General features: G+C 41.6%; 23 protein-coding genes. All 23 read left to right on the forward strand.

Annotated elements, in window-relative coordinates:
* Positions 1 to 4 precede the first annotated feature (4 nt).
* The 23 genes from dapA to LF817_RS07890 all read left to right on the forward strand — a co-directional run bounded on the left by dapA (position 5) and on the right by LF817_RS07890 (position 25,510).
* Positions 5 to 892: a 4-hydroxy-tetrahydrodipicolinate synthase gene (gene dapA / locus LF817_RS07780; RefSeq protein WP_371925010.1), complete on the forward strand. Its 888-nt coding sequence runs from the start codon at positions 5 to 7 to the stop codon at positions 890 to 892.
* A gap of 1,181 nt (positions 893 to 2,073) precedes the next feature.
* Positions 2,074 to 2,820: a ClpP family protease gene (locus tag LF817_RS07785; RefSeq protein ID WP_253935228.1), complete on the forward strand. Its 747-nt coding sequence runs from the start codon at positions 2,074 to 2,076 to the stop codon at positions 2,818 to 2,820.
* Entirely contained in the window at positions 2,817 to 3,026 is a 210-nt protein-coding gene (locus LF817_RS07790; protein ID WP_253935229.1) for a YlzJ-like family protein, read from the forward strand. The genes LF817_RS07785 and LF817_RS07790 overlap by 4 nt, the downstream gene beginning before the upstream one ends.
* Positions 3,027 to 3,130: 104 nt before the next feature.
* Positions 3,131 to 5,410: an FtsK/SpoIIIE family DNA translocase gene (locus LF817_RS07795; RefSeq protein WP_253935230.1), complete on the forward strand. Its 2,280-nt coding sequence runs from the start codon at positions 3,131 to 3,133 to the stop codon at positions 5,408 to 5,410.
* A 208-nt stretch (positions 5,411 to 5,618) separates the two neighbouring features.
* Positions 5,619 to 6,344 (forward strand): GntR family transcriptional regulator, encoded by a 726-nt coding sequence (locus LF817_RS07800; protein ID WP_253935231.1) that lies wholly within the window; start codon positions 5,619 to 5,621, stop codon positions 6,342 to 6,344.
* 103 nt (positions 6,345 to 6,447) lie between these two features.
* Positions 6,448 to 7,566, forward strand: a complete 1,119-nt coding sequence (locus tag LF817_RS07805) for a BMP family lipoprotein (RefSeq protein WP_253935232.1) — start codon at positions 6,448 to 6,450, stop codon at positions 7,564 to 7,566.
* Positions 7,567 to 7,716: 150 nt separating this feature from the next.
* On the forward strand, positions 7,717 to 9,243 hold the full coding sequence (locus LF817_RS07810) for an ABC transporter ATP-binding protein (RefSeq protein ID WP_253935233.1): 1,527 nt from the start codon (positions 7,717 to 7,719) through the stop codon (positions 9,241 to 9,243).
* Positions 9,243 to 10,289: an ABC transporter permease gene (locus LF817_RS07815; RefSeq protein WP_371925011.1), complete on the forward strand. Its 1,047-nt coding sequence runs from the start codon at positions 9,243 to 9,245 to the stop codon at positions 10,287 to 10,289. The genes LF817_RS07810 and LF817_RS07815 overlap by 1 nt, the downstream gene beginning before the upstream one ends.
* On the forward strand, positions 10,290 to 11,249 hold the full coding sequence (locus tag LF817_RS07820; RefSeq protein WP_253935234.1) for an ABC transporter permease: 960 nt from the start codon (positions 10,290 to 10,292) through the stop codon (positions 11,247 to 11,249). It begins immediately after the preceding gene.
* 141 nt (positions 11,250 to 11,390) lie between these two features.
* Positions 11,391 to 12,674, forward strand: a complete 1,284-nt coding sequence (gene yfmF / locus LF817_RS07825) for an EF-P 5-aminopentanol modification-associated protein YfmF (protein ID WP_253935235.1) — start codon at positions 11,391 to 11,393, stop codon at positions 12,672 to 12,674.
* A 2-nt stretch (positions 12,675 to 12,676) separates the two neighbouring features.
* On the forward strand, positions 12,677 to 13,966 hold the full coding sequence (gene yfmH, locus LF817_RS07830) for an EF-P 5-aminopentanol modification-associated protein YfmH (RefSeq protein ID WP_253935236.1): 1,290 nt from the start codon (positions 12,677 to 12,679) through the stop codon (positions 13,964 to 13,966).
* Complete coding sequence (gene ymfI, locus LF817_RS07835; RefSeq protein ID WP_253935237.1) at positions 13,963 to 14,682, forward strand: elongation factor P 5-aminopentanone reductase; 720 nt, start codon at positions 13,963 to 13,965, stop codon at positions 14,680 to 14,682. Before yfmH ends, ymfI begins: the two co-directional genes overlap by 4 nt.
* Before the next feature lie 74 nt (positions 14,683 to 14,756).
* A complete protein-coding gene (locus tag LF817_RS07840) occupies positions 14,757 to 15,017 on the forward strand; it encodes a DUF3243 domain-containing protein (RefSeq protein ID WP_253935238.1) in 261 nt (86 codons plus the stop codon).
* Between the two features lie 157 nt (positions 15,018 to 15,174).
* Entirely contained in the window at positions 15,175 to 15,963 is a 789-nt protein-coding gene (locus tag LF817_RS07845; RefSeq protein ID WP_253935239.1) for a DUF3388 domain-containing protein, read from the forward strand.
* A 20-nt stretch (positions 15,964 to 15,983) separates the two neighbouring features.
* Positions 15,984 to 16,910, forward strand: a complete 927-nt coding sequence (locus LF817_RS07850) for a helix-turn-helix domain-containing protein (RefSeq protein ID WP_253935240.1) — start codon at positions 15,984 to 15,986, stop codon at positions 16,908 to 16,910.
* Positions 16,911 to 17,011: 101 nt separating this feature from the next.
* Positions 17,012 to 17,590 carry a CDP-diacylglycerol--glycerol-3-phosphate 3-phosphatidyltransferase gene (gene pgsA, locus LF817_RS07855; protein ID WP_253935241.1) on the forward strand — a complete coding sequence of 193 codons (579 nt, stop codon included), beginning with the start codon at positions 17,012 to 17,014 and terminating at the stop codon, positions 17,588 to 17,590.
* Entirely contained in the window at positions 17,587 to 18,822 is a 1,236-nt protein-coding gene (locus tag LF817_RS07860; protein WP_253935242.1) for a competence/damage-inducible protein A, read from the forward strand. The genes pgsA and LF817_RS07860 overlap by 4 nt, the downstream gene beginning before the upstream one ends.
* A gap of 160 nt (positions 18,823 to 18,982) precedes the next feature.
* Entirely contained in the window at positions 18,983 to 20,023 is a 1,041-nt protein-coding gene (gene recA / locus LF817_RS07865) for a recombinase RecA (RefSeq protein WP_253935243.1), read from the forward strand.
* Between the two features lie 286 nt (positions 20,024 to 20,309).
* Positions 20,310 to 21,869 (forward strand): ribonuclease Y, encoded by a 1,560-nt coding sequence (gene rny / locus LF817_RS07870; protein ID WP_253935244.1) that lies wholly within the window; start codon positions 20,310 to 20,312, stop codon positions 21,867 to 21,869.
* A gap of 63 nt (positions 21,870 to 21,932) precedes the next feature.
* Positions 21,933 to 22,730, forward strand: coding sequence for a TIGR00282 family metallophosphoesterase (locus LF817_RS07875; protein WP_253935245.1), 798 nt, complete (start codon positions 21,933 to 21,935; stop codon positions 22,728 to 22,730).
* A gap of 108 nt (positions 22,731 to 22,838) precedes the next feature.
* A complete protein-coding gene (locus tag LF817_RS07880; protein ID WP_253935246.1) occupies positions 22,839 to 23,099 on the forward strand; it encodes a stage V sporulation protein S in 261 nt (86 codons plus the stop codon).
* Positions 23,100 to 23,273: 174 nt separating this feature from the next.
* Positions 23,274 to 24,314, forward strand: coding sequence for an L-threonine 3-dehydrogenase (gene tdh / locus LF817_RS07885; protein ID WP_253935291.1), 1,041 nt, complete (start codon positions 23,274 to 23,276; stop codon positions 24,312 to 24,314).
* 20 nt (positions 24,315 to 24,334) lie between these two features.
* On the forward strand, positions 24,335 to 25,510 hold the full coding sequence (locus LF817_RS07890) for a glycine C-acetyltransferase (protein WP_253935247.1): 1,176 nt from the start codon (positions 24,335 to 24,337) through the stop codon (positions 25,508 to 25,510).
* Positions 25,511 to 25,568: the final 58 nt, after the last annotated feature.

Consider the following 25,568-nt stretch of genomic DNA (forward strand, 5'->3'; position numbering starts at 1 on the left):
GGTCGTGGATTTCGGAAAAGTACTAACTGCTATGGTCACTCCTTTTGACCAACATGGCAATGTGGACCTAAAGAAAACTTCCAGCCTTGTGGAGTATTTAATAGATCACGGAACAGATGGATTAGTTGTAGCAGGAACAACAGGAGAATCTCCGACCTTGACTACGGAAGAAAAGCTGGCTCTATTCAGCCACGTCGTCAAAGCCGTTAACGGCCGGATTCCGGTTATAGCCGGAACCGGCAGTAATAATACACAACAATCCATTGAGCTGTCAAAAAGAGCAGAACAAACAGGCGTAGATGGGATCATGCTTGTTACCCCTTATTACAACAAACCCAATCAGCGTGGTATGTATGAACATTTTAAAACCATTGCCGAATCGGTCTTGAAACCCGTCATGCTCTACAACATTCCTGGGCGGTCTGCTGTACGGCTGGATGTATCAACTATAATTGAGCTTTCAAGGGTTCCTAATATTGTCTCCGTCAAAGAGGCTACAGGCGATTTGGATAGTATGGCTCAAATTATCGATCAAACCGATGAAACGTTTTCTTTGTATAGTGGAGATGACAGTTTGACTTTGCCTATCTATGCTATCGGAGGGCATGGGGTAGTATCTGTTTCCGCTCATGTGGTAGGGAAAGAAATGAAGGAAATGCTGCGTTTATTTGATGAAGGAAAGAATTCTGAAGCGGCAAAGCTGCACAGAAAACTGATTCCATTATTCAAAGGGATGTTCAGCGCTCCTTCTCCAGCTCCGGTGAAGGCGGGCCTTCAAATGAAAGGACTGGATACCGGCGGCGTTCGACTCCCGCTTGTACCACTCACTCAAGAAGAACGACTCGCCATCCAATTTTTAATGGAACATTTCAAACAAGAAACAGCAAAGTGAGCTTTGCTGTTTTTTTACTGTTATAAAAGAGTAGAAACGGTTCTGTTCTTCATTTAGAATGCTTGGAAAAAACTTGCATTTCGCCAGCGTTCTTTCAATGTTGTCCGTAAAATGCACCTTATAAATTAGTCGCATTAAAAAGTTGAATTTCAGTTGTTCCACTAACGCTCCGCTCCCTTTAGTGGAAGACTCAGTTTCGAGACATAATGAGAATCTAGGGGCTCCGGGAAACGGATCGCTTTCCGGGGGGCGGACGCTGAGCCTCCTCGAGCTTTCGCTCTCCGGGGTCTCACCTGTCCAGCTCCTCCCCCAGGAGTCTCACCGTTTCCCTCCGCCCCTTTGCCATATAGGTTTCTCGGAACAGCTTCAAGAAAAGATGAACAGCCATGTTAAAAAACTTGCTGCAGAGCGCTATATTCTCACCGGACAGTCCTATAGAAGACGCTGCTTCTTGGTAAAAGTTTTTTTCATTTGCTGTGATTGAGGTGGTTAAAAAGCTGCTTGAATTCTTAATTAAATAAGCGCTGAAGCTTAATAGTACTCCAGTGGTCTATGCCAATTGTTCAGGTAGCTTACTTATTTAATTTCTCCGAATGTTGGTCCATGAGAACTAATTTCTTAGTTCCGTCTCTCACATTTAAATAAGGTGGTTTTAGGAATGGGCGAGACTCCTGTGGGAAGAGAGTGATTGGTGAGATCCCGGAAGGCGAAGCCTGAGGAAGCTCACTGCACTCCCACGGAAAGCGAGTCCATTCCTAAAACCATCTTCTTCTCATTACGATGACGGAACAGCAAAGATCCCACAGGAAAGCGAGTAGCTTCACAACAACCCCTGACTCTCAACACGGCAACGAACTCATACTATCTCGAATTCAAGTCTTCAACTATTCTGCCCGTTTGTTTAAGAAGGCTCTTTCACAGTTTTTGTATCAAATGACTTTGAATACAGCTTTCATGGTAGGAGATTAAACAAGTGAAGGTAATCTAATTTACAGGTGGCAATGTATTACAACAGGAATGGATACTCCAAGCTATGTAATATACCATTGATAAATATCTATACACCTTCCAAGATGTCTAACAAGTTATATTGGCAACAGCAAAGTGAGCTTTTCTGTTTTTTGTATGAATCTTTTTTTCTGTCTCATACTAAAGAAAAGACAGAAAGGGGCATGAAAAAGATGAATGATTTCCATGAACATGAACAAAACGAGCCCTCCAAGGATCCTTCTAAAGAAAAAGATCAATCTTCCGTAGTAGACAAAATTCAACAGCTCGGCCAGTCAAATGTACCCCAAGCTGGAGATTCGAATATTCACGTCCTGCCGATTATTGGTCAAGTTGAAGGTCATGTACAATTACCCGCTCAAAACAAAACAACGAAATATGAGCATTTGATTCCCCAGTTGATAGCCATTGAGCAAAATCCTAAAATTGAAGGACTGGTCGTACTGCTCAATACTGTAGGAGGAGACGTAGAAGCAGGCCTTGCCATATCTGAAATGATAACCTCTCTGTCAAAGCCTTCTGTATCCATCGTATTAGGAGGAGGACATTCTATAGGAGTCCCAATTGCCGTTGCAGCTGATTATTCATTTATTGCTGAAACAGCAACGATGACCATTCATCCTATTCGTTTAAATGGACTAGTCATTGGGGTGCCCCAGACTTTTGAGTATATGGATAAAATGCAAGATCGCGTCGTTAACTTCGTGACGAGGCATTCGAATGTGGAAGAAGAAAAGTTCAAAGAACTCATGTTTGAAAAGGGTAACTTGTCCCGGGATATCGGCACGAACGTTGTCGGACAACAGGCTGTGGATGTGGGACTCATTGATGCAGTAGGCGGAGTTAAAGAGGCTATGAAGAAGCTGAATGAGTATATCGAGCAAAATAAAGGTCCTAATGAAGAGAAGGTAGTGCAATGACCATTTTATATACTCCTTTGAGTGAATATGACATCTTTCCGCAAACTAATACGGATTTTTCCATCGTCTACGAGAATCGCAATAACTGCAAAGTGAAATGTCATGACTATGGAGATGGAAAAAGACAGATCGTTCAATTGCTTTCGACGGATCCACAAGATTTCATGGATCCAACTTTACAGCCAGGACAATGGCTGGACTACTAACATTTATCTTCCTGTGATATAATGAAGTGAGCCGTACACTAGGATGTCGCCTGCTGAAAATCAGCGTCGGCATCCTATTCTTTTCAACTGAGGAGGTGTCACTTGTGGCACGAAAGAAAAAAACTACTTCAAAATCTCGCAAGAAAAAATCGAACGTCAAACAGCATATTAAATATGAACTTATAGGGTTATTATTTATACTTTTAGCCGTATTCGGAAGTGGAGCCTCGATGATCAGTGAGGGTGCTATACCCGGAGGTCTGGAACATATATGGCAATTCGCTTTTGGTGTCTGGTATTTTGCTGCATCTATCTTTTTCTTAATCGTTGGTATTTATCTTATGATTAAAAGGAAGTGGCCGAATTTTTTACATAAACGCTTGATCGGCATTTATATCATGTTTACTGCTTTATTACTGTTCACTCATGTGCAGACGCTTTCAAGTGACCTGCAAAGCGGCCAGGGAGGAGTTTTTGGACTGACCTGGGATCGTTTCATCAGTATGATGAGGGGTGAAGCACCTACGACGAGTATCGGCGGCGGGCTCATAGGGGCTTTTTTACTGTTTATTACTTACTATTTATTTTCAGCCACTGGCTCCATTATTTTTTCAATCTTTCTGTTTTTGATTGGCTGGTTGTTTTTGACAGAGCGCTCAATAGGTGAGGTCCTTGCTTTCATAGTGGATAAGACGAAATCTTCTTTCGCGAATGCCAATAAGAAAATAAAAGAGAACAGAGCGAAGAAGCCGGCGAAAGCGATTGAAAAACAGCAGACTGAAGATGTACAGATTATCGAGCATGAAAATAAGCAAAATGAACAAGTAGAGGAAGAAGAATATGAACCAATTATTCAGGATTTCACAGAACAGGCGTACCAGAAAACAGCTTCCACGAAAGAGAAGCCAGCAGCGAGTGATGATCATACGTTAGATAAGTCAATGAATACAGCTGAGCTTGAGAATCCTGATTATAAACTTCCAGGCTTCGATCTTCTTTCAGAACCGAGTTCAAGCCCTCAGAGTCAGAACCGATCCCATATTCAGGCGACGGTAAAAAAACTGGAAAGAACGTTCCAAAGCTTTGGTGTAAAAGCTAAGGTGACAAAAGTGCATGTCGGGCCATCGGTGACGAAGTATGAAGTGTATCCCGATGTTGGAGTAAAAGTAAGTAAAATTGTTAATTTAAGCGACGATCTAGCTTTAGCCCTGGCAGCGAAAGATATTAGAATAGAAGCACCGATACCCGGTAAATCCGCAGTAGGTATCGAAGTACCGAACCAGGAAGTTTCCATGGTTACTTTACGTGAAGTGTTGGAACAAGGGAAAGCTCACCCCGATGCCAAACTAAGCTTTGCGTTAGGGCGGGATATTTCTGGAGAAGCCGTTATGGCAGAGCTGAATAAAATGCCTCACCTTCTTGTAGCAGGGGCGACCGGAAGTGGTAAAAGTGTTTGTATTAACGGAATTATCACAAGTGTTTTAATGAGGGCGAAACCTCATGAAGTTAAAATGATGATGATTGATCCGAAAAAAGTGGAGTTGAATGTTTATAACGGTATTCCTCACTTACTGGCACCTGTAGTTACAGACCCGAAAAAAGCGTCCCGTGCATTAATGAAAGTGGTATCTGAAATGGAACGGCGTTATGATTTATTTTCAGATTCAGGTACGAGAAATATTGAGGGCTATAATGAGTATATTAAAAGGCATAATCGTGATAATGAAGACGATCAGCCATTTTTGCCATATATCATAGTACTTGTAGACGAATTGGCTGACTTAATGATGGTAGCTTCAAATGATGTGGAGGATGCTATTACACGTCTGGCGCAAATGGCACGGGCTGCAGGTATACATTTGATCATAGCTACCCAGAGGCCGTCTGTAGATGTTATAACAGGAGTAATAAAAGCAAACATTCCTTCAAGAATCGCTTTCAGTGTTTCTTCTCAGACAGACTCAAGGACCATTCTTGATACGGGCGGAGCTGAAAAACTGCTCGGTCGCGGAGATATGTTGTTCACTCCTGTTGGATCCAATAAACCGACGAGGGTACAGGGAGCTTTTCTTTCCGACGATGAAGTGGAACGGATTGTCAACTTCTGTGTAGAGCAGCAAAAAGCGCAGTATCAGGAAGAAATGATCCCTGATGAAGAGAGCGAAGTAAAGAAAGAAGTGGATGACGAGCTTTACCCTGAAGCAGTTCAAATGGTAATAGAAATGCAGAGCGCTAGTGTTTCAATGATTCAGAGAAGATTCAGGGTAGGATATACGAGAGCAGCTAGGTTGATAGATGCAATGGAAGACAACGGAGTGGTCGGTCCTTATGAAGGAAGCAAGCCAAGAACCGTACTAGTTTCGCAAACGGTAGAAGAAAGTTAAACTGGTGCTTTTAAAGCGCCAGTTTTTTTACATTATTTTAATAATAGGAATATTCCAACTTAATAAAAACATGAACTATTTTAGATAAATATGTCCTAATTCTATTTATTTATTTGTAGATAAGTGTTATATTATTCTCGAATATGATGTGTCAAACGTCAGATGTCAGATCTCTTACCTATAGGCAAATAGACTTGGAGTGAAGGTTATGTCGATCAGACAAGATACTCGTCACTTGTACCTTCAAGTGATCGAGCAAATTAAACATGATATAGAAAAAGGGTTATACTTAGAAAAAGAAAAACTTCCTTCAGAATTTCAGCTTTCTAAATCTTTAGGAGTCTCAAGAGCTACTTTAAGAGAAGCATTAAGAATTTTAGAAGAGGAAAGCATAGTGACAAGAAGACACGGTGTAGGGACATTTGTAAACCCTAAACCAGTGTTTACTTCAGGTATCGAAGAATTAGATAGTGTGACAGGGATGATTAGTAAATCAGGGATGACTCCCGGCTCACAATATTTATCGGCCGAACTTATAGAACCCACAGAAGATGAAAGAAACCGATTTTCCCCAGTCTCCTTACATAAACTTGCTAAAGTCGAACGCGTAAGAACTGCAGACCAGCAGCCAGTAGTTTATTGTAAGGACCGAATTCCAGATGGACTTATTCCCCTAGACCAAGTACGAGAAGCAGATTCATTGTTTGGTATATTAGAAAGATACACAGGCAAATCTATCAGTTATGCAGTAACAGACATTGAACCCATTGGTTATCACGAAAGAATTTCCCCCATTTTAAATTGCGAGCCAGACCAGGCTTTACTATTACTTAAACAAATGCATTATACAAAAGAAGATGAACCTGTGCTTTTATCTTCTAATTATTTTCGTGCGGACAAGTTTAGCTTTCATGTTTTAAGAAAAAGAGTTTAAATTTTTTCTTGAATTTTAAGGAGGTGAGTTTGGCTGTTAGAAGTCTAAAAAATTTTAGATTTTTGAATTTTTTTAATATTAACAAATTTAGGGGGAGTTGTTTTTGAAAAATCGTCGTTTTCTATTAATGTTAGCTTTATTGTTGTCAATCGGTTTTGTGCTCGCTGCTTGCGGATCTTCGGATGATGGGGAGTCAAGTGGAGATGGTGGCGATAGTGAAGGGTCTAGTGAAGATGGAGAAGAATCGTCTGAAGACTTTTCTGTAGCCATGGTCACAGACGTAGGCGGAGTCGATGACAAATCTTTCAACCAGTCTTCATGGGAAGGCTTACAAGCCTTTGGGGAAGAAAACGGTCTTGAAGAAGGCGAAGGTTATGACTACGCCCAGTCGGACAGTGAAGGTGACTACACTACAAACATAAGCCGTCTTGTGCGTCAAGATTATGATCTTATTTATGGTATCGGATACTTACTGCAGCCAGCTCTGGAAGAAGTGGCTGAACAAAACCCGGACACAAACTTCGGTCTAGTTGATTCCGTTTCTGAAGTTGAAAATATCGTAAGCATCACTTTCAAAGAACAAGAAGGTTCTTTCTTAGCTGGTGTGGCTGCTGCTCTAAAAACTGAAACTGACAAAATCGGTTTCGTCGGAGGAGAAGACGGAAGTTTAATCAGAAAGTTTGAATCAGGTTATGTGGCTGGCGCTAAATCAATTAACCCAGATATTGAAATTGATATTCAATATGCGGAAAGCTTTGCTGCAGCTGATAAAGGAAAGCTGATTGCTTCCGACATGTATAACAATGACATTGACGTCATTTATCATGCTTCAGGTGCAACTGGTAACGGTGTGTTTGCTCAAGCTAAAGATATTAAGCAGAACAATCCAGATGAGCAAGTCTGGGTCATCGGTGTTGACCGTGATCAGCATGAAGAAGGCGCTATTGGGGATGACAACGTAACACTAACTTCAATGGTTAAACGTGTAGATGTAGCTGTAAACGAAATTGCTACACAAACGATGGAAGGCGACTTCCCTGGTGGAGAAGTAGTGGAATATGGTCTTGAAGATGATGCTATCAGCATTGCGCAAACGAATGAAGATGCGATGACCGAAGATATTCTTTCAGAGATCGAATCTTGGAAAGAACAGATCTCTAATGGTGATATTACAGTGCCTAGTACTGATGAAGAATTAGAAGAGTACGAAAGCTCTCTATAAGAAAATCATGCTCTATAGGGTTAGTTTGGCTAACCCTATAGTTTTATGAAAATCATCAAATGAAGAGAAGTATTCCGGACCTCTTCATTTGATGATTTTTTACGACAAATGCAAGAGAAAAAGATGATAGTAAAAGGGGCGGGTGGGAAAATGGATTATATTATTGAAATGTTGAATATTCGAAAAGAATTCCCGGGTATCGTGGCCAATAACAATATTACTCTCCAAGTTCAAAAGGGAGAAATTCATGCGTTATTAGGTGAAAACGGAGCGGGAAAATCCACTCTCATGAACGTTTTATTTGGCCTTTATCAGCCGGAAAAAGGTGAAATAAAAGTTCGAGGCGAGAAAGTGAAGATCAACGATCCTAATGTGGCAAATCGCCTGGGTATCGGAATGGTCCACCAGCACTTTATGTTAGTAGACACGTTTACGGTTACCGAAAATATTGTACTTGGCAGTGAGCCTCGTAAAGGTTTATCAGTTGATATACGGAAAGCAGAAAAAGAAGTAGCTGAGTTATCTAAAAAATACGGTTTAAATGTCGATCCTAAAGCTAAGATCAGAGACATTTCGGTGGGCATGCAGCAAAGAGTAGAAATATTGAAGACTCTTTATCGAGGTGCGGATATCCTAATCTTTGATGAGCCGACGGCTGTGCTGACCCCACAGGAAATAAAAGAACTGATCGTCATTATGAAGAGCTTAGTCAAAGAAGGAAAATCCATCATTCTCATTACGCACAAACTTAAAGAAATTATGGAAGTCTGTGACCGCTGTACCGTCATACGGAAAGGCGAAGGGATAGGCACGGTAAAAGTAAATGAAACGAACCCTAACGAACTTGCTTCACTTATGGTAGGCCGTGAAGTCAGCTTTACAACAGAAAAGCAGCCTTCAACACCACAGGATACGTATCTATCGGTCAAAGATCTCTATGTAAAAGACTTCAGAAACGTCAATATGGTGAAAGGATTAAACCTTGAAGTAAGAGCCGGGGAGATCGTCGGAATCGCCGGAATAGACGGAAATGGTCAGTCAGAACTTATCGAGGCTATTACTGGTCTTAGAAAAACAGAGTCCGGCACCGTCTCCCTTCACAATAAGGTAATATCCAACCTTTCTACGAGAAAAGTGACGCAGTCGGGAATTTCTCATATTCCTCAGGATCGTCACAAATACGGGCTCGTTCTGGACTTTCCAATCGGGGACAATATGGTTTTACAAACCTATTATCAGAAGCCGTTTTCTAATAAAGGAGTCATGAGCTTCAAAAATGTCTATGAAAAAGCTAAGAGTCTTATTAAAGAATATGATGTGCGTACCCCAAGTGAAATGACGAAAGCTCGTGCTTTGTCTGGTGGTAATCAGCAGAAAGCAATCATCGGCAGGGAAATAGATCGTTCGCCTGACTTGATCGTTGCCGCACAGCCTACCCGCGGCTTAGATGTCGGAGCGATCGAATTCATTCATCGCAAGTTGATCGAAGAAAGAGATAAAGGAAGAGCTGTTTTGCTGCTTTCCTTTGAATTGGATGAAATATTAAACTTGAGCGATCGAATAGCCGTCATGTTTGATGGACAGATCATTGCAGAAGTGAAACCTGAAGAGACGAATGAACAGGAATTAGGCTTGCTGATGGCTGGTAATTCAACTGAGAAGGCGGGTGCAGAATAGTGTTTACAAACCGAATGATTAATATATTGATCCCAATTATATCGGTGATTCTCGGGTTGCTTTCCGGAGCGGTCATTATGCTTATTTTTGGTTATAATCCCATTGCCGGTTATGGGGCATTATGGGAAGGGGCATTTGGGGACAGCTACTTTTTTGGAGAGACCATTCGAATGGTCACCCCTTATATTCTTTCAGGTTTAGCAGTAGCCTTCGCTTTGCGGACAGGACTATTGAATATTGGCGTGGAAGGTCAAGTATTTGTCGGATGGCTTGCTTCAGTATGGGTAGGTGTCGCTTTCGACCTGCCAATGGCCATCCACCTGCCTTTAGCCATCATTGCAGCCGCTGCAGCTGGTGCATTCTGGGGTTTTATACCCGGTATTTTAAAAGCTAAACTTGGGGTTCATGAAGTTATTGTAACAATTATGATGAACTACATTGCTCTTTACACGACAAATGCTATTGTTCGACACGTGATTACTGATGGAGAAGATCAGACAGAAAACATAGCTGATTCGGCTTCCCTGGCTTCAACTTGGCTGGCTGAAATGACTTTTTATTCCCGAATGCATTATGGAATATTAATTGCATTGTTTATGGCTTTAGTTATGTGGTTTATTCTAAATAAGACCTCACGTGGTTTTGAGCTTCGATCCGTAGGTTATAATCCTTTCGCTTCCAATTATGCTGGGATGAGCGTGAGTAAAAACATCATCCTTGCCATGATGATTTCTGGAGCTTTTGCAGGACTCGCGGGTGCTATGGAAGGATTGGGGACTTATGGATATCTGGCTTCTAAATCCGGTTTTACTAATATAGGATTCGAAGGTATTGCTGTCGCTTTATTGGGAGCTAATGCAGCTCTAGGTGTAGTGTTAGCAGCTTTCTTATTCGGAATTCTAAAAATAGGGGCTCTCAACATGCCGACAGTAGCTGGAGTGCCTACGGAGCTTGTAGAAATTGTTATTGCTCTAATTATTTTCTTCGTCGCTTCAAGTTACATGATTCGCTGGTTCATCCTGCGCTTTAAAAAGGAGGGGAAATAAATGAATCTATTTGATATATTACAGTCTATTATCCCCCAGGCGCTATTTTTTGCAGCTCCTTTAATCTTTACAGCTCTTGGCGGAGTATTAAGCGAACGCTCTGGTGTAATTAATATCGGTCTTGAAGGATTAATGGTGATGGGAGCATTTGTAGGGATTGTATTCAATTTAACTTTTGCTGATGTGCTCGGTTCCTGGACGCCGTGGGTTTCGATACTCGCTGCCATGGTCGTTTCAGCAGTATTTGCATTGACTCACGCTGTGGCTTCCGTAACACTTAGAGCGGATCAGGTCGTCAGTGGAGTGGCCATCAACTTCCTGGCTTTAGGAATCGGAGTCTTTTTGACGAAGCAGTGGTATGACAAAGGTCAGACAGATATGGTAAGCCGACCTTTTTATACGAGTGATGTTTGGTTATTAAGTGATATCCCAATAATAGGACCGATGTTTTTTTCAAGAATGTATACAACGTCCTATTTAGCTATCATCCTGGCGTTTGTCGTCTGGTTCGTGTTATTCAAGACGTCGTTCGGTCTCCGTTTAAGGTCTGTCGGTGAACACCCGATGGCAGCTGATACGAATGGTATCAATGTGTATGGAATGAGATACGTCGCCGTCATGATGTCGGGTGCTCTAGGAGGTCTTGGCGGTGCGGTTTTCGCTTTAACTATTGCTATGAACTTTTCTCAGTCGACGATTGTTGGTCAAGGCTTCATGGCACTTGCGGCAGTTATTTTCGGCAAATGGCATCCACTTGGAGCTATGGGCGCTGCGATATTCTTCGGATTTGCTCAAAGCTTGAGTGTAGTCGGTTCAGGGATTCCTCTTCTGGCTGATGTACCACAAGTGTTTCTATTGATTGCTCCGTACGTATTGACTATCCTTGCTTTGGCTGGATTCATCGGCCGGGCGGAAGCTCCTAAATCTCTAGGAGAGGCTTATGTGAAGGGTAGTCGATAATTCAAATAAAGCCCGTGCCTAGCTGCCGGGCTTTTATTTTTTACTTTTTTACCGCTTTCCCTTAGCATATTAATTAGGAGAGAAGGCATGAATAAAAACAGAAGTGTGCATAATAGATATGAAAAAATGAGGAGGATGACCATGAAGATTTCTAAAGAAACAGTAGTTGAGAAAAAAGGATACCGATTACATATTTTACCTAGTAAAAAATATAAGACCATATCCATTGTTGCAAAGCTGAAAGCTCCAATGAAACGAGAAGGAATTACAGAACGTGCCCTGCTGCCTTCTGTTTTACAAAAAGCAACACAGCAGCTTCCTAATGTAAGAACTCTCCAGTCGGCACTCGAGAACTTATACGGCACCGGATTTTCCAGTGATGGATCGAAAAAAGGTGAAAACCACGTGCTTTCTTTTCGGATGGAAGTTGTTAACGAAGTGTACTTGAAAAACCAGGAGCCTATCCTGGAGAACGCGTTACAAATCTTCAGTGATGTGCTGTTCGATCCTAAAGTTGAAAACGGTGCGTTTGATGAATCGATCGTTGCCCGCGAAAAGCAGACATTAGAGCAGAAAATCAAATCCATTAAAGATGACAAGATGAGCTATGCTAATATGAGGCTGATCGATCACATGTGCAAAGACGAGCCGTACGCGCTTCATGTGCATGGATACTTGGAAGATTTTGAGCAGATCACTGCCCAAACTTTATATGAGTATTATCAAGCGATGATTAATCGTGATTTGTTGGACGTATACATTAGTGGAGACGTGGACCAAACTGAAATCGAAAAACTGGCTGACCAATATTTCACTAGAGATTCAAGTGAAAATGCAGATGACCATAAGCATTCCGAGCTTACCGGTTCAATAGAAGCAAAGGAAATTGTCGAAGAAGATGACGTGAATCAAGGGAAGCTTCACATAGGGTACCGGACAAACATTAAATTCGGTGACCCTGATTATTATGCACTACAAGTCTTCAATGGTATATATGGAGGGTTTCCAAGTTCTAAGCTGTTCATGAATGTCCGTGAGAAGCATAGCCTAGCTTACTATGCGGCTTCTAGATTCGAAAGCCATAAAGGGTTGTTGCTCGTGTTCAGCGGTGTGGATCCAAAAGATTACGATCAGGCGAAATCAATTATTTTAGAACAAATGAAAGCGATGGAGTCAGGGGATTTCACTGACGATCAAGTGGAAGATTCTAAGGAACAAGTCATCAATCAGCTTCAAGAAACGATGGACAATGCGAATGGGCTAATCGAAGTTTTATATCACCAGACTCTATCAGGTAAGGACATACCTGCTGAAGAGCTTATCGAGAATATACGTAATGTGAAAAAAGAAGACATTATAAAAGTAGCTGAAAAAATACAATTAGATACGATTTACTTCTTAACAAGTCAAGAGGGAGGGGAATAATAATGGAAGAATTAGTATATGAACAATTGAATGAATCGGTTTTCCGAGAAAAAATGGATAATGGGTTACAAGTATTTCTTCTATCGAAGCCAGAGCTTGCAAAAACATATGGTATTTTTACGACCAATTACGGTTCCATCGATCAAACGTTTACTCCGATAGGAAAAAATGAAAAAGTTACCGTTCCGGAAGGGATTGCTCATTTTCTTGAGCATAAATTGTTCGAAAAAGAAGATCGTGACGTCTTTCAGGATTTTACGAAGCTTGGGGCTTCAGCGAACGCTTTCACTTCTTTTACGAAGACTGCCTACTTATTTTCCGCAACGAGTCAGATTGAAAAAAATGTAGAAACACTTCTCGATTTTGTGCAGGATCCTTATTTCTCAAAAGAATCGGTGGACAAGGAAAAAGGTATTATAGCTCAAGAGATTAAAATGTATGATGATCAGCCTGATTGGAGAGCGTTTTTCGGAACGATACAAAGTCTGTATGAAAAACATCCAGTTAAAGTCGATATCGCTGGAACTGTAGACTCCATTCAAGAGATTACTAAAGATGACCTTTATACTTGTTATGAAACGTTTTATCATCCGTCTAACATGGTTTTATTTGTGGCAGGAAATTTCAACCCTGAGGAAATGATGGAGCAAATAAGGACGAACCAGGACAATAAAGACTTTAAAGAAATACCCGAAATAGAACGCTCTTATCCAGACGAGCCCAAATCTGTGGCGAAGGCGGAAGGTTCTATTACAATGCCTGTAACGACAGCCAAAGCCATGGTGGGTGTTAAAGAAGATGTTTCTTCTTTAAATGGTGAGGAACTTCTGCGCGCAGAGTTGATTTCAGGTATGATCCTTGATTTTTATTTCTCGAGAAGCGGGGAGTTTTATGATGAGTTATATCAAGCTGATTTGATCGACGACAGCTTTCAGTTTGAAACGGAGCTTGACAGACAGTTTGGATTTACAATTCTCGGCGGCGATTCAAGAAAGCCTGATGAACTGGCTGCCAGATTGAAGGAAATGCTTCATTCCATTAAAGAAAAGAAAATTTCAGAAGAAGATTTCACGAGAATGAAGAGGAAGAAAATTGGTCAATTCATGAGAGCTTTGAATTCTCTTGAGTTCATAGCTAACCAATTTACTCATTACCATACGTTAGGTGTAGATTTATTCGATGTCCTACCAGTAATTGAATCGCTGTCGGCAGAAGACGCGGACCAATATGTAGAGCATTGGATCAAGGACGATAGAATTTCCGTTTTCCAAGTGAAACCACAAGAGCAATGACAAAACGATGTTTGATCATTGGCGGAAGCAGTGATATTGGAGCAGCCACAGCTTTAAAAATCGCAGAAGCAGGAATTAATGTAGCTGTTCATTATCATTCGAATTATGAAAAAGCGAAGGAATTGGAGGGGCTTATCCCAAAAGACAGATGGATTAGTTCCTATTTCGGAGATCTTTCTACAAATGAAGGTATAGAATTCTTTCTAGAAGAAATTCCTGATGAATGGGATATGCTTGTTTTTACTCCAGGTAATCATTCAGTCAAATTAATGCAGGATGTCACACCTCTGGAAATGGATGAGTACTATCATATTCACTTGAAATCATTATGGATGATAACAAAAAAACTGATTCCGCATATGGTTCAAAGAAAACAAGGGAATATTGTCGTCGTATCTTCCGTTTGGGGGGAAGAAGGTGCAAGTACCGAAGTGGTTTACAGCTCAGTCAAAGGGGCGCAGATCAGTTTTGTGAAAGCTTTAGCTAAAGAACTGGCTCCAAGCAAAATAAGAGTGAATGCCGTGACCCCTGGATTCATAGCAACTAAGATGAACCAATCGTTCACGAAGGATGAGACAATGGCCATTTTCCAAGACATCCCTTTAGGCAGAGCCGGGGAATGTGGAGAAGTAGCGGAAGGCATCAAGTATCTACTTCAGGAACAGTCGAGTTATATTACAGGCCATGTGCTTAAAATTAATGGGGGTTGGTATTAAAAAGATTATGTGCATAATTTTTGTCACCTCATCTCATACTAATGGTGAAACATCATCTTGAGGAGGTAGACGTCATGTCTGTACTTAATAACTTTGAGTCTTGGAAAGATTTTCTTGGTGACCGTTTGCACCAGGCGGAAGGCCAGGGAATGGATCAGCAAGCGGTTTCAGAATTGGCTTACGAAATTGGTGGGTATCTGGCTACAGAAGTTGAAGCTCAGAACGATCAAGAAGCTGTATTGCGTGAACTTTGGAATGTGGCTGACCAACAGGAACAGCACGCGATTGCTAATATGATGGTGAAACTCGTTCAGAACGAAGGAACACAATCATAATTTGTGAAAAAACCGTACAGGTACATTCCCTGTGCGGTTTTTTTACTAAATCCGTATCCAGCCTTTCTTATTCATAAAAAATCATTTATGATATATGAAGAGACTATGCAAGGTTAATTTTATTACAAATTTCGACATTTTCCTAAGGAGTTGTACCATGGAAAAAAAAGAATGGTATTTAGAGTATGAAATACAGTATAACCGTCCGGGTCTTCTTGGTGATATTTCATCTTTGCTTGGGATGATGGCGATTAATATCGTCACGATCAACGGTGTGGAAGACTCACACCGTGGGATGCTGCTTCTTTGCCAGGATGAAGATCAAATTGTCAGGCTTCGCTCCATCTTAAACACGATGGATACGATTAAAATAACGAAATTACGTAAGCCTAAACTACGAGATCGATTAGCTGTGAGGCATGGTCGTTACATACATAGGGATATAGACGATAAGAAAACGTTCCGGTTCAATCGTGAAGATTTAGGATTGCTCGTTGATTTCATGGCAGAATTGTTTATGAAAAAGGGGCATAAGTTAATTGGGATACGCGGGATGCCCCGTGTAGGTAAGACGGAATCTGTAGTAGCTTCAAGTGTTTGTGCTAACAAAAGGTGGCTGTTCGTTTCCAGTACTTTACTTAAACAAACCGTCCGCAATCAACTGATTGATGAAGAATACAACGAAGATAACTTGTACATCATTGACGGCGTCGTTTCAGCAAAAAGAGCCAGTGAGCAGCATTGGCAATTAGTGCGTGAAATTATGCGTCTTCCAGCAACAAAGGTGATTGAGCACCCGGATATTTTCGTGCAGGAAACGGAATATAAAATGAGCGATTTCGATTATATCATTGAATTAAGGAACAATGAGGACGAGGAAATCACTTATGAACCTGTAGAGAAAGAGGCGAAGACAACGGACGGGTTTTCAATGTTTGATTTTTAAATAATTGGATGGTGTTACAAATGGAGATAGGCTCAAAATTAAGGGAAGCCAGGGAATCGAAGAAGTTGACCCTTGAAGAGGTGCAAAATACTACAAAAATCCAAAAAAGGTATTTACAAGCCATTGAAAACAACGAATTTGGTACACTACCTGGAAAGTTTTACACCCGAGCTTTCATTAGAGAGTATGCTTCTGCTGTAGGATTAGATCCTGAGCAAGTAATGGAGGAACATAAAAGTGAACTTCCGTCTAATGAAGAAGAACAAGTGATCACCTACAGCCGGGTGCAACAGTCAAAAAGTGAAAAAAACCCTTCAAGCGGCGGGGGATTCGCCAAATCTTTCCCTACCATTTTGACCGTTTTCTTAGTTGTAGGATTATTATTTGCCGTATGGTTTTTCATCTTGCAGTTGTCCAATTCCAACAATAGCGCAAATGATGACGAAATGAGTCAAGATCAAGTAAACGTAACGGACCCTTCCGTGGAAGACGATCAGAGTCAGGACGAAGAAAATAGTTCGTCAGGCGGAGAAGAGGATTCATCAGAAGAGGAAGCGGATGAAGAAAACAGTTCTGAAGAAGTTGCAGAAGAAATTGAAACAGAAGATAATCAAGATCAAGAGTTGGAATTTTCTTTAGAAGAAACAGGTGCAGGACAATTTCCTGAGCATGTGTATAATGTGTCGGGAGCTGAAGAAAGAGAGTTAACAATTGAATTTAATGCAGAAACTTATTTAGAATTAAATGCACCTAAAGACGGGGAGAGCCTTGCGGATGCAAGAAACTATTCCCAGGATGATGAAGAAATCAACATGGATATAAGTGATTATACTGAAGTGTATGTTCGTACAGGTTCTGCCCCTGGCATGACGGTGATGGTGAATGGAGAAGAAATCGAGTTCCCAACCGATAATCTGACCCAGAAGCTGCTTATCCAATTTGAATAAATGGAAAAAGTGAAGCTGTCCTTTCATGGGGCAAGGAAGGGATACTTCCTTATTCCGTAAGGGCAGCTTTCTACATGGAGCCTAAGGAGTGTAATGAAAAGATGAATTTACCTAATAAGATAACGATTTCCAGAATATTGTTGATACCCGTATTTATTATATTGATGAGCGTCCCTTTTAACTGGGGAGAAATTCAAATGGGGGATAGGGAACTCCCTGTCGCTCACTTAGCTGGCGCGCTATTATTTATCATTGCTTCTACGACAGATTGGATTGACGGATATGTAGCCAGAAAGTACAACCTGGTAACAAACCTCGGTAAGTTTCTCGATCCTTTAGCCGATAAGCTGCTCGTCAGCGCAGCGCTGATTCTACTAGTTGAGATTGGTCTTGCCCCCGCATGGATTGTCATTCTGATAATCAGCAGAGAATTTGCAGTAACTGGTCTTCGTTTAGTAGCAGCAGGTGACGGAAGCGTGTTAGCGGCAAGTCAAATGGGTAAATTGAAAACGTGGATTCAAATTATCGCTGTTTCTTTATTGCTGCTTCATAACTGGCCTTTCGCCTATCTTGATTTTCCATTAGGGCTCATCAGCTTATATGCAGCTTTAATTATAACTGTTTACTCTGGTTATGATTATTTCGCGAAAAACTGGCACGTGATGAGAGATTCAAAATGAGAACAGAAATTATCGCTGTAGGAACAGAGCTTTTATTAGGACAAATTGCAAATTCGAATGCCCAGTGGATTTCTAAGGAGTTAGCACATTATGGCGCCTCCGTTTACTTTCACAGTGTAGTCGGGGATAATTTCGATCGAGTGGTTGCTGCGTTCGATCAAGCGAGCAGTAGATCAGACGTAGTTCTGGTCACAGGGGGACTAGGACCGACAGAAGATGATATGACTAGAGATGCAGCCAGTCATCTTTTTGGTCAAAAGTTGGTAGAAGACAGAGCTACAATGGAAAAGGTTGAAGGATACTACATTAAAAACAATAAAACGATGACAAGTAATAACCGCAAACAAGCACTTGTGCTTGAAAATGCTGAAGTTTTAGAAAATAATGAAGGAATGGCGCCAGGGCAAATCGTTCAGTATAACGCCACGACATTTGTATTTCTTCCTGGTGTGCCGTCTGAAATGAAATATTTGATGGCCGCTCATGTTTTTCCTTATTTAATAAAGAAGTACCATTTAGAAACTGAAATCAAATCCGAAATGCTCCGGTTTATCGGTATCGGTGAATCTACTTTGGAAAGCGAGCTGTCAGATTTGATTTCCAATCAATCAAACCCGACGATCGCACCATTAGCAGGAGAAGGAGACGTGGCGATAAGAGTCACAGCGTCAGGAACTGATGCCGAGGTGAAAATCGCTTCTATGAAACATACTATTCTCGAACGTGTAGGGGAATATTACTTTGGCAGTGATACGATTACGATAGAGGAAGCCGTGCAAGATCTGCTCGTTCAAGGCGGTGCGAAGCTGGGTTCGGCAGAAAGTCTCACCGGCGGAAAATTCATCGAGCGTATGATTCAACTAGAGGGAGCCTCTGCCGTATGTGAAGGTGGATTGGTAGCCTATACGCCTGCTGCTAAACAATCGATCATCAAAGTTCCTGCACATGTAATCGAACAATATGGAACAGTGAGTGAAGAATGTGCAGCTTCTATGGCAGCGCAGGCACAATCCCTGTTAAATGTAGATATAGCGGTCAGCTTTACAGGTGTAGCAGGACCTAGTCAAAGTGAAGACCATGAACCAGGTCTCGTATTTATCGGGGTGAAAATAGGCGGGAAAGCACCTGATGTCCACCGTTGCCATTTCGATGGGAGCCGGGATAAGATACGGAGCCGCGCGGTGATCAAAGCGTATGAACTTCTTTTCCATAAACTAAAATTACAAAAATGATCTCCTTTTATAGGAGATTTTTGATTTTTTTAAGAGGCGATTCTTCATTTCTTATTATAATAGGTCTCATAAGAAAACGGGAACATTTATTCGCTTTTTAGTTGGCAAATCATCAAAAACAAGTTATGATTAGATTAGTAATTTTTGAAAGGGGAATATTATGAGTGATCGTAAGCAAGCGTTAGATATGGCATTAAGACAAATTGAAAAACAATTCGGTAAAGGTTCTATAATGAAACTTGGAGAAAACGAAGGACAAAGGATAAGTACGGTCTCAAGTGGATCGCTCGCCCTTGACGTAGCACTAGGAGTGGGTGGATATCCGCGCGGAAGGATCGTTGAAATATATGGACCAGAATCATCAGGTAAAACAACAGTAGCGTTACATGCTATCGCTGAAGCGCAGAGCAAGGGTGGCACTGCAGCATTCATCGACGCAGAGCATGCACTTGATCCAACATATGCCCGTGCACTTGGAGTAAATATTGAAGAGCTTCTGTTATCACAACCTGATACGGGAGAGCAGGCTCTTGAAATCGCTGAAGCACTTGTGCGTTCAGGTGCCGTAGATATGGTAGTCATCGATTCTGTAGCTGCTCTTGTACCTAAAGCAGAGATCGAAGGGGAAATGGGTGACGCTCACGTTGGTTTGCAAGCTCGTTTGATGTCCCAGGCCTTGAGAAAACTTTCTGGAGCCATAAGTAAATCAAAAACAACAGCAATCTTCATTAACCAGATCCGTGAAAAAGTCGGCGTAATGTTCGGAAGCCCGGAAACTACTCCTGGCGGTCGTGCGCTGAAATTCTATTCATCTGTCCGTTTAGAAGTACGCCGTGCTGAAACATTGAAACAAGGGAACGAAATGGTAGGGAACAAAACAAGGCTGAAAGTTGTGAAAAACAAAGTGGCCCCTCCATTTAAACAAGCGGAAGTGGATATTATGTATGGCGAAGGAATTTCTAAAGAAGGAGAGCTTCTTGATATTGCTTCCGATCTTGATTACGTCCAAAAAAGCGGCTCATGGTACTCTTACAATAATGACCGTATGGGACAAGGGCGTGAAAACGCTAAGCAATACCTGAAAGAGAACAAAGAAGTATACGATGAAATCAAAGGATTGGTTCGTACGCACCATGGTATGGATGAAGCTCCGGCTGATAAACAATCTAAGGAAGAAAGCCAGGAATCCTTAGACGTTTAATCGTACTCATTTTTTAAAGAACAGGGGCCTTTTCTATAATTCTTAAAAGAATTTATGAACAGGCTGCTGTTTTTTTGCATTGCGCAATGGACGTATTTTTCAGAATTTTCTTTCTCAGGCTCTGAAGACTCTGATGGTTCCTTGACATTAGCACACTTCAAGCATAAAATGAATGTGTATCATTTTCATATTTATACCTTTTTTATTTCAATGTAATGAAACTGAAAATGAATCGTTTGTACATGCCGACAAGCGGACCAAGTTTATAGCAAGAGGAGGTGAAACTATGGATATGTTATCCATCATCTTCATTTTGCTTGCCCTTATCATCGGTTCTGTTGTTGGTTACCTTATTCGGAAATCTATTGCGGAAGCAAAGATATCAAGTGCTGAAGACCTTGCGAAACAAATAGTCGAGGAAGGTCGTCGAAATGCAGAGTCTGCTAAAAAGGAAGCTCTGTTAGAAGCGAAAGATGAAAATCAGAAATTCCGGCAGGAAGCAGAGAATGATATTCGAGAGCGCCGCATGGAGCTGCAGAAGACCGAAAATCGCTTAACACAGAAAGAAGAGAATCTTGATCGTAAGAGTGGAACACTCGACCAACGTGATTTATCACTCGAAAAGAAAGAGGAGACTCTTGCCGAAAGACAACAACAAATTGAAGAAATGGAAAGCAAAGTGAAAGCTATGCTTCAAGAGCAACAAGCTGAACTTGAACGCATCTCGGGCTTAACTGCTGACCAGGCTAAACAAGTTATACTTGAACGGGTGGAACAAGAGGTTTCTCACGAATCAGCCTTAAGGATCAAAGAAGCTGAGAATCGCGCCAAGGAAGAAGCGGATAAAAAAGCAAAAAGTATTCTTTCACTTGCCCTTCAGCGTTGTGCGGCAGACCACGTAGCTGAAACAACAGTTTCAGTAGTGAACTTGCCGAACGATGAAATGAAAGGCCGCATTATCGGTCGTGAAGGAAGAAATATCCGTACGTTAGAAACATTAACTGGTATTGATCTAATTATTGATGATACCCCAGAGGCTGTTATCCTGTCAGGATTCGATCCCATTCGTAGAGAAACAGCTCGTATGGCTTTAGAAAAACTCGTTCAGGATGGCCGCATCCACCCGGCTAGAATCGAAGAAATGGTCGATAAGTCTAGAAGAGAAGTCGATGATTATATTCGGGAAGTCGGTGAAGAGACGACATTTGAAGTAGGAGTCCACAGCTTACATCCTGACCTTGTTAAGATTCTAGGTCGATTGAAATATCGTACGAGCTATGGGCAGAACGTCTTGAAACATTCAACCGAAGTAGCTTATCTATCTGGCTTGCTTGCGGCTGAGCTCGGTGAAGATGAAAATCTGGCACGACGAGCAGGGTTGCTTCATGATATTGGAAAAGCCATCGATCATGAAGTTGAAGGAAGTCACGTAGAAATTGGTAAAGAACTTGCTACCAAATACAAAGAACATGAGGTTGTGATCAACTCGATCGCTTCCCACCACGGTGATGAAGAGCCGACTTCTGTTATTGCTGTCCTTGTCGCTGCAGCGGACGCGTTATCAGCAGCCCGCCCTGGCGCCCGAAGTGAAACGTTAGAGAATTATATCAAACGTTTAGAGAAGCTAGAGGAGATATCTGAGTCTTATGAAGGCGTAGAAAAATCTTTCGCTATTCAAGCAGGACGTGAAGTGAGAATCATGGTACGCCCTGATGAAATTGACGATCTGTCAGCTACCAGTTTAGCTCGGGATATTCGTAATCGAATAGAAGATGAACTTGACTACCCGGGTCATATAAAAGTGACAGTTATACGAGAAACACGTTCAGTGGAATACGCGAAATAAATTGAAGCGGTCTTAAATGGCCGCTTCATTTTCGTTTCATCCCATATTAAAGGAGACACACAAATGAGAGTATTATTTATAGGAGATGTCGTAGGTTCACCAGGCAGAGATATGGTAACTGAATATTTACCAAAGCTAAAGAGCAAATTTCAGCCTTCCGTAACGATCATTAATGGAGAAAATGCGGCTGCAGGTAAAGGAATAACAGAAAAAATCTACCGCAAATTTTTAGAGCAGGGTGCTCAAGCAGTTACTTTAGGCAACCATGCTTGGGACAAAAAAGAAATTTTCGATTTTATCGATCATGCTGATTACCTCGTACGCCCGGCTAATTTTCCAGAAGGTACTCCAGGAAAAGGTTTGACATTTGTTAAAACCCCGAAAGCTGAAATTGCTGTCATCAATTTACAAGGCCGCACTTTTCTCTCCCCAAATGATGATCCCTTCCGAAAAATTGATGAATTAATTGAGGAAGCTAAAAGAAGAACTCCGGTTATTTTCTTGGATTTCCATGCGGAAGCGACGAGCGAGAAGCAGGCGATGGGCTGGTATGTGGATGGACGAGTGAGTGTGAATGTAGGCACTCATACTCACATTCAAACTGCAGATGAGCGGATATTACCAAAAGGGACAGCCTACATCTCGGATGTTGGAATGACAGGTCCATATGACGGGATTTTAGGTATGGAGCGTGAAGCCGTTATGAAACGCTTTTTAACCAATCTTCCGGTAAGGTTTGAGGTCCCGAAAGAAGGGCGGACTCAACTAAGCGGATTTTTAGTAGATATTGATGATCAATCTGGACAAGCAACTAGCGTAAAGCGAATTCAAATCAATGATGATCGACCGTTCTTCGAGTGATTATTTGAATTTTGCGAAAAGTTCCTTCATAATGAAAAGGGAATATTCTACAACTCCAAGAATATAGTGGTTATGGAACAACTATAGTGAATGAAGGAGGAGCTAGTAATGGAAGTATTAAAAGTATCAGCTAAATCCGTACCTAATTCAGTAGCAGGAGCCTTGGCAAACGTTGTAAGAGAAAGAGGATCGGCCGAAATGCAGGCCATTGGAGCAGGTGCACTTAACCAGGCTGTTAAAGCTGTAGCGATTGCTAGAGGGTTTGTAGCGCCCAGTGGAATTGACCTGATCTGTATACCCGCCTTCACAGATATTATGATCGATGAGGAGGAGCGTACAGCGATTAAGCTGATTATTGAACCTCGTTGAAAAATTTTTAATAAAGAATGAAGTCTGCCGTATTCTTATATGATAAGGATGCGGCATTATTTATGTTCAATTGTTTATATACAGTGGACAACTAAACTTGCGCATAAAATATATCATGATAAGATATTATTAAACATGGATTTTCAGTATGTTATTAAAGTTGAGGTGTTCACTGTGAACGGAAAAATGAAAGCTATCGTTAAACATCATCGAGGAGAGGGTGCCCAGCTGCAGGTAGTTCCTATTCCTGATGTGAAAGACGATGAAGTGTTGATCAAAGTAAAAGCCACATCCATATGCGGGACGGATGTACATATATATAATTGGGACGAATGGTCCGCGAGCCGAGTGCATCCGCCTTATGTGTTCGGGCATGAATTTTCTGGTGAAATCGTGGAAACAGGAAAAAAAGTCACCCATTTCAAACAGGGTGACTACGTGAGTGCGGAGACTCACCTTATTTGCGGGAGCTGCCCACAATGTTTAACAGGACAATACCATATTTGTGAAAACACAAAAATTATAGGTGTAGACACACAGGGTTGTTTTGCTGAATATGTGGCGCTTCCAGCAGCTAATCTATGGAGGAATCCTGAAAATATGCCTGAGGATATCGCTTCCGTTCAGGAGCCGATGGGTAATGCTGTCCATACAGTTTTAAACGGCGATGTGGCTGGCAAATCCGTGGCTGTCATAGGTTGCGGCCCGATCGGGCTCATGGCGGTTGGAGTGGCAAAAGCTGCCGGAGCTTCGCAGGTCATAGCCTTGGATTTGAATTCATATCGTTTGAACCTCGCTGCAGAAATGGGGGCTACCTCAACGATTAACGCTGGGGAGCTTAACCCTGTAGAAGAAGCGAGAAAACTCACCGGCGGCCATGGGGTAGATGTCGTGTGCGAAATGAGCGGTCATCCTATAGCAATGGACCAGGGCTTCAAGATGATTACAAATGGAGGCAGAGTTTCAATTCTAAGCCTGCCTGTTCATCCGGTCACCTTGGATGTTACAAACGATATAGTATTTAAAGGAATTACAGTTCAGGGTATAACGGGACGAAAAATGTATGAAACCTGGCAGCAGGTATCTCGTTTGCTTGACTCAGGGCAGGTTGATGTGTCACCGATCATTACCCACCATTTTAAGCTCGAAGAATTTGAAAAAGGCTTTCAATTAATGAATGAAGGAAAATGCGGTAAAGTAGTATTACATCCGTAAGAATTTAAAGGAGGATTTCCATGAGAGGATTTGAATATTTACAAGATCAATTAGATGAAATGAAAGAAGAAGGTACGTTCAGAAATCTAATTCCACTTCAATCGGCACAAGGCTCCAAAGTGACGATAAAAGGTAAGGAAGTGATCCAGCTATCTTCTAACAATTACTTAGGTTTAACGTCCCACCCAAAGATGAAGGAAGCGGCTGACATCGCAAATAAAGAATATGGTGTCGGTACTGGCTCCGTACGCACGATCGCGGGTACGTTGAAAATGCATGAGGATTTTGAAGAAAAGTTAGCCAAATTCAAACATACCGAGGCGGCACTTGTTTTCCAATCGGGCTTTACGACTAATCAGGGAATCTTGTCTTCTATTTTAACGGATAAAGACGTAGTGATTTCCGATGAATTGAACCATGCTTCCATCATCGACGGGATCCGATTAACGAAAGCTGGAAGAAAAATTTACAAGCATGTGGATATGGAATCTTTAGAACAGGCTCTAAAAGAAAGTTCCGATTACCGTACGCGGCTTGTTGTGACCGATGGTGTATTCTCTATGGACGGTAATATTGCACCACTGCCAGAAATTGTAGAGCTTTGTGAGAAATACGATGCATTAGTCATGGTGGATGATGCCCATGCCAGTGGAGTGTTAGGTGATAATGGACGAGGGACCGTTAACCATTTCGGTTTGGATGGCAGAGTTCATATTCAAGTAGGTACGCTAAGTAAAGCTATAGGCGTCCTTGGCGGCTACGCAGCGAGTACGAAGACATTAAGGGAATATTTAATCCATAAAGGGCGACCGTTCTTATTCAGCACCTCTCATCCCCCGGCAGTGACAGCTGCAAATGATGCGGCAATTGACGTTCTGTTAAATGAACCAGAGCTCATTGATAAATTATGGGATAATACGAAATTTTTCAAGAAAGAACTAGAATCGCTAGGCTTTGATATTGGTATTAGTGAAACCCCTATTACTCCTGTCATGATCGGCGACGATGCCCTCACTCATAAATTCTCAGATGAATTATTCGAGGAAGGCGTATTCGCTCAAGGAATCGTTTTCCCGACCGTACAAAAAGGGAAGGGCAGAATCCGTACAATAGTGACCGCTGAGCACTCTAAAGAAGAGCTTCAGGAAGCTTTGAAAGCTTTTGAAAAAGTCGGTAAAAACTTAGGAATTATTTAAAAAAGAAAGCTGCAGTGAATGCGGCTCTCTTTTTTTAGTTAGAATGAAGAGGGAATCA

The organism is Halobacillus sp. A1 (genome assembly GCF_024189295.1).
Classification (GTDB): Bacteria; Bacillota; Bacilli; order Bacillales; family Halobacillaceae; genus Halobacillus_A.

Bases quoted from the DNA above. Each gene is read 5' to 3' on its own strand.
- LF817_RS07785 (WP_253935228.1), top strand. From the start codon at position 2,074: ATGAATGATTTCCATGAACATGAACAAAACGAGCCCTCCAAGGATCCT.
- LF817_RS07790 (WP_253935229.1), top strand. From the start codon at position 2,817: ATGACCATTTTATATACTCCTTTGAGTGAATATGACATCTTTCCGCAA.
- LF817_RS07800 (WP_253935231.1), top strand. From the start codon at position 5,619: ATGTCGATCAGACAAGATACTCGTCACTTGTACCTTCAAGTGATCGAG.
- LF817_RS07810 (WP_253935233.1), top strand. From the start codon at position 7,717: ATGGATTATATTATTGAAATGTTGAATATTCGAAAAGAATTCCCGGGT.
- LF817_RS07820 (WP_253935234.1), top strand. From the start codon at position 10,290: ATGAATCTATTTGATATATTACAGTCTATTATCCCCCAGGCGCTATTT.
- yfmF (WP_253935235.1), top strand. From the start codon at position 11,391: ATGAAGATTTCTAAAGAAACAGTAGTTGAGAAAAAAGGATACCGATTA.
- yfmH (WP_253935236.1), top strand. From the start codon at position 12,677: ATGGAAGAATTAGTATATGAACAATTGAATGAATCGGTTTTCCGAGAA.
- ymfI (WP_253935237.1), top strand. From the start codon at position 13,963: ATGACAAAACGATGTTTGATCATTGGCGGAAGCAGTGATATTGGAGCA.
- LF817_RS07840 (WP_253935238.1), top strand. From the start codon at position 14,757: ATGTCTGTACTTAATAACTTTGAGTCTTGGAAAGATTTTCTTGGTGAC.
- LF817_RS07845 (WP_253935239.1), top strand. From the start codon at position 15,175: ATGGAAAAAAAAGAATGGTATTTAGAGTATGAAATACAGTATAACCGT.
- LF817_RS07850 (WP_253935240.1), top strand. From the start codon at position 15,984: ATGGAGATAGGCTCAAAATTAAGGGAAGCCAGGGAATCGAAGAAGTTG.
- pgsA (WP_253935241.1), top strand. From the start codon at position 17,012: ATGAATTTACCTAATAAGATAACGATTTCCAGAATATTGTTGATACCC.
- LF817_RS07860 (WP_253935242.1), top strand. From the start codon at position 17,587: ATGAGAACAGAAATTATCGCTGTAGGAACAGAGCTTTTATTAGGACAA.
- recA (WP_253935243.1), top strand. From the start codon at position 18,983: ATGAGTGATCGTAAGCAAGCGTTAGATATGGCATTAAGACAAATTGAA.
- rny (WP_253935244.1), top strand. From the start codon at position 20,310: ATGGATATGTTATCCATCATCTTCATTTTGCTTGCCCTTATCATCGGT.
- LF817_RS07875 (WP_253935245.1), top strand. From the start codon at position 21,933: ATGAGAGTATTATTTATAGGAGATGTCGTAGGTTCACCAGGCAGAGAT.
- LF817_RS07880 (WP_253935246.1), top strand. From the start codon at position 22,839: ATGGAAGTATTAAAAGTATCAGCTAAATCCGTACCTAATTCAGTAGCA.
- LF817_RS07890 (WP_253935247.1), top strand. From the start codon at position 24,335: ATGAGAGGATTTGAATATTTACAAGATCAATTAGATGAAATGAAAGAA.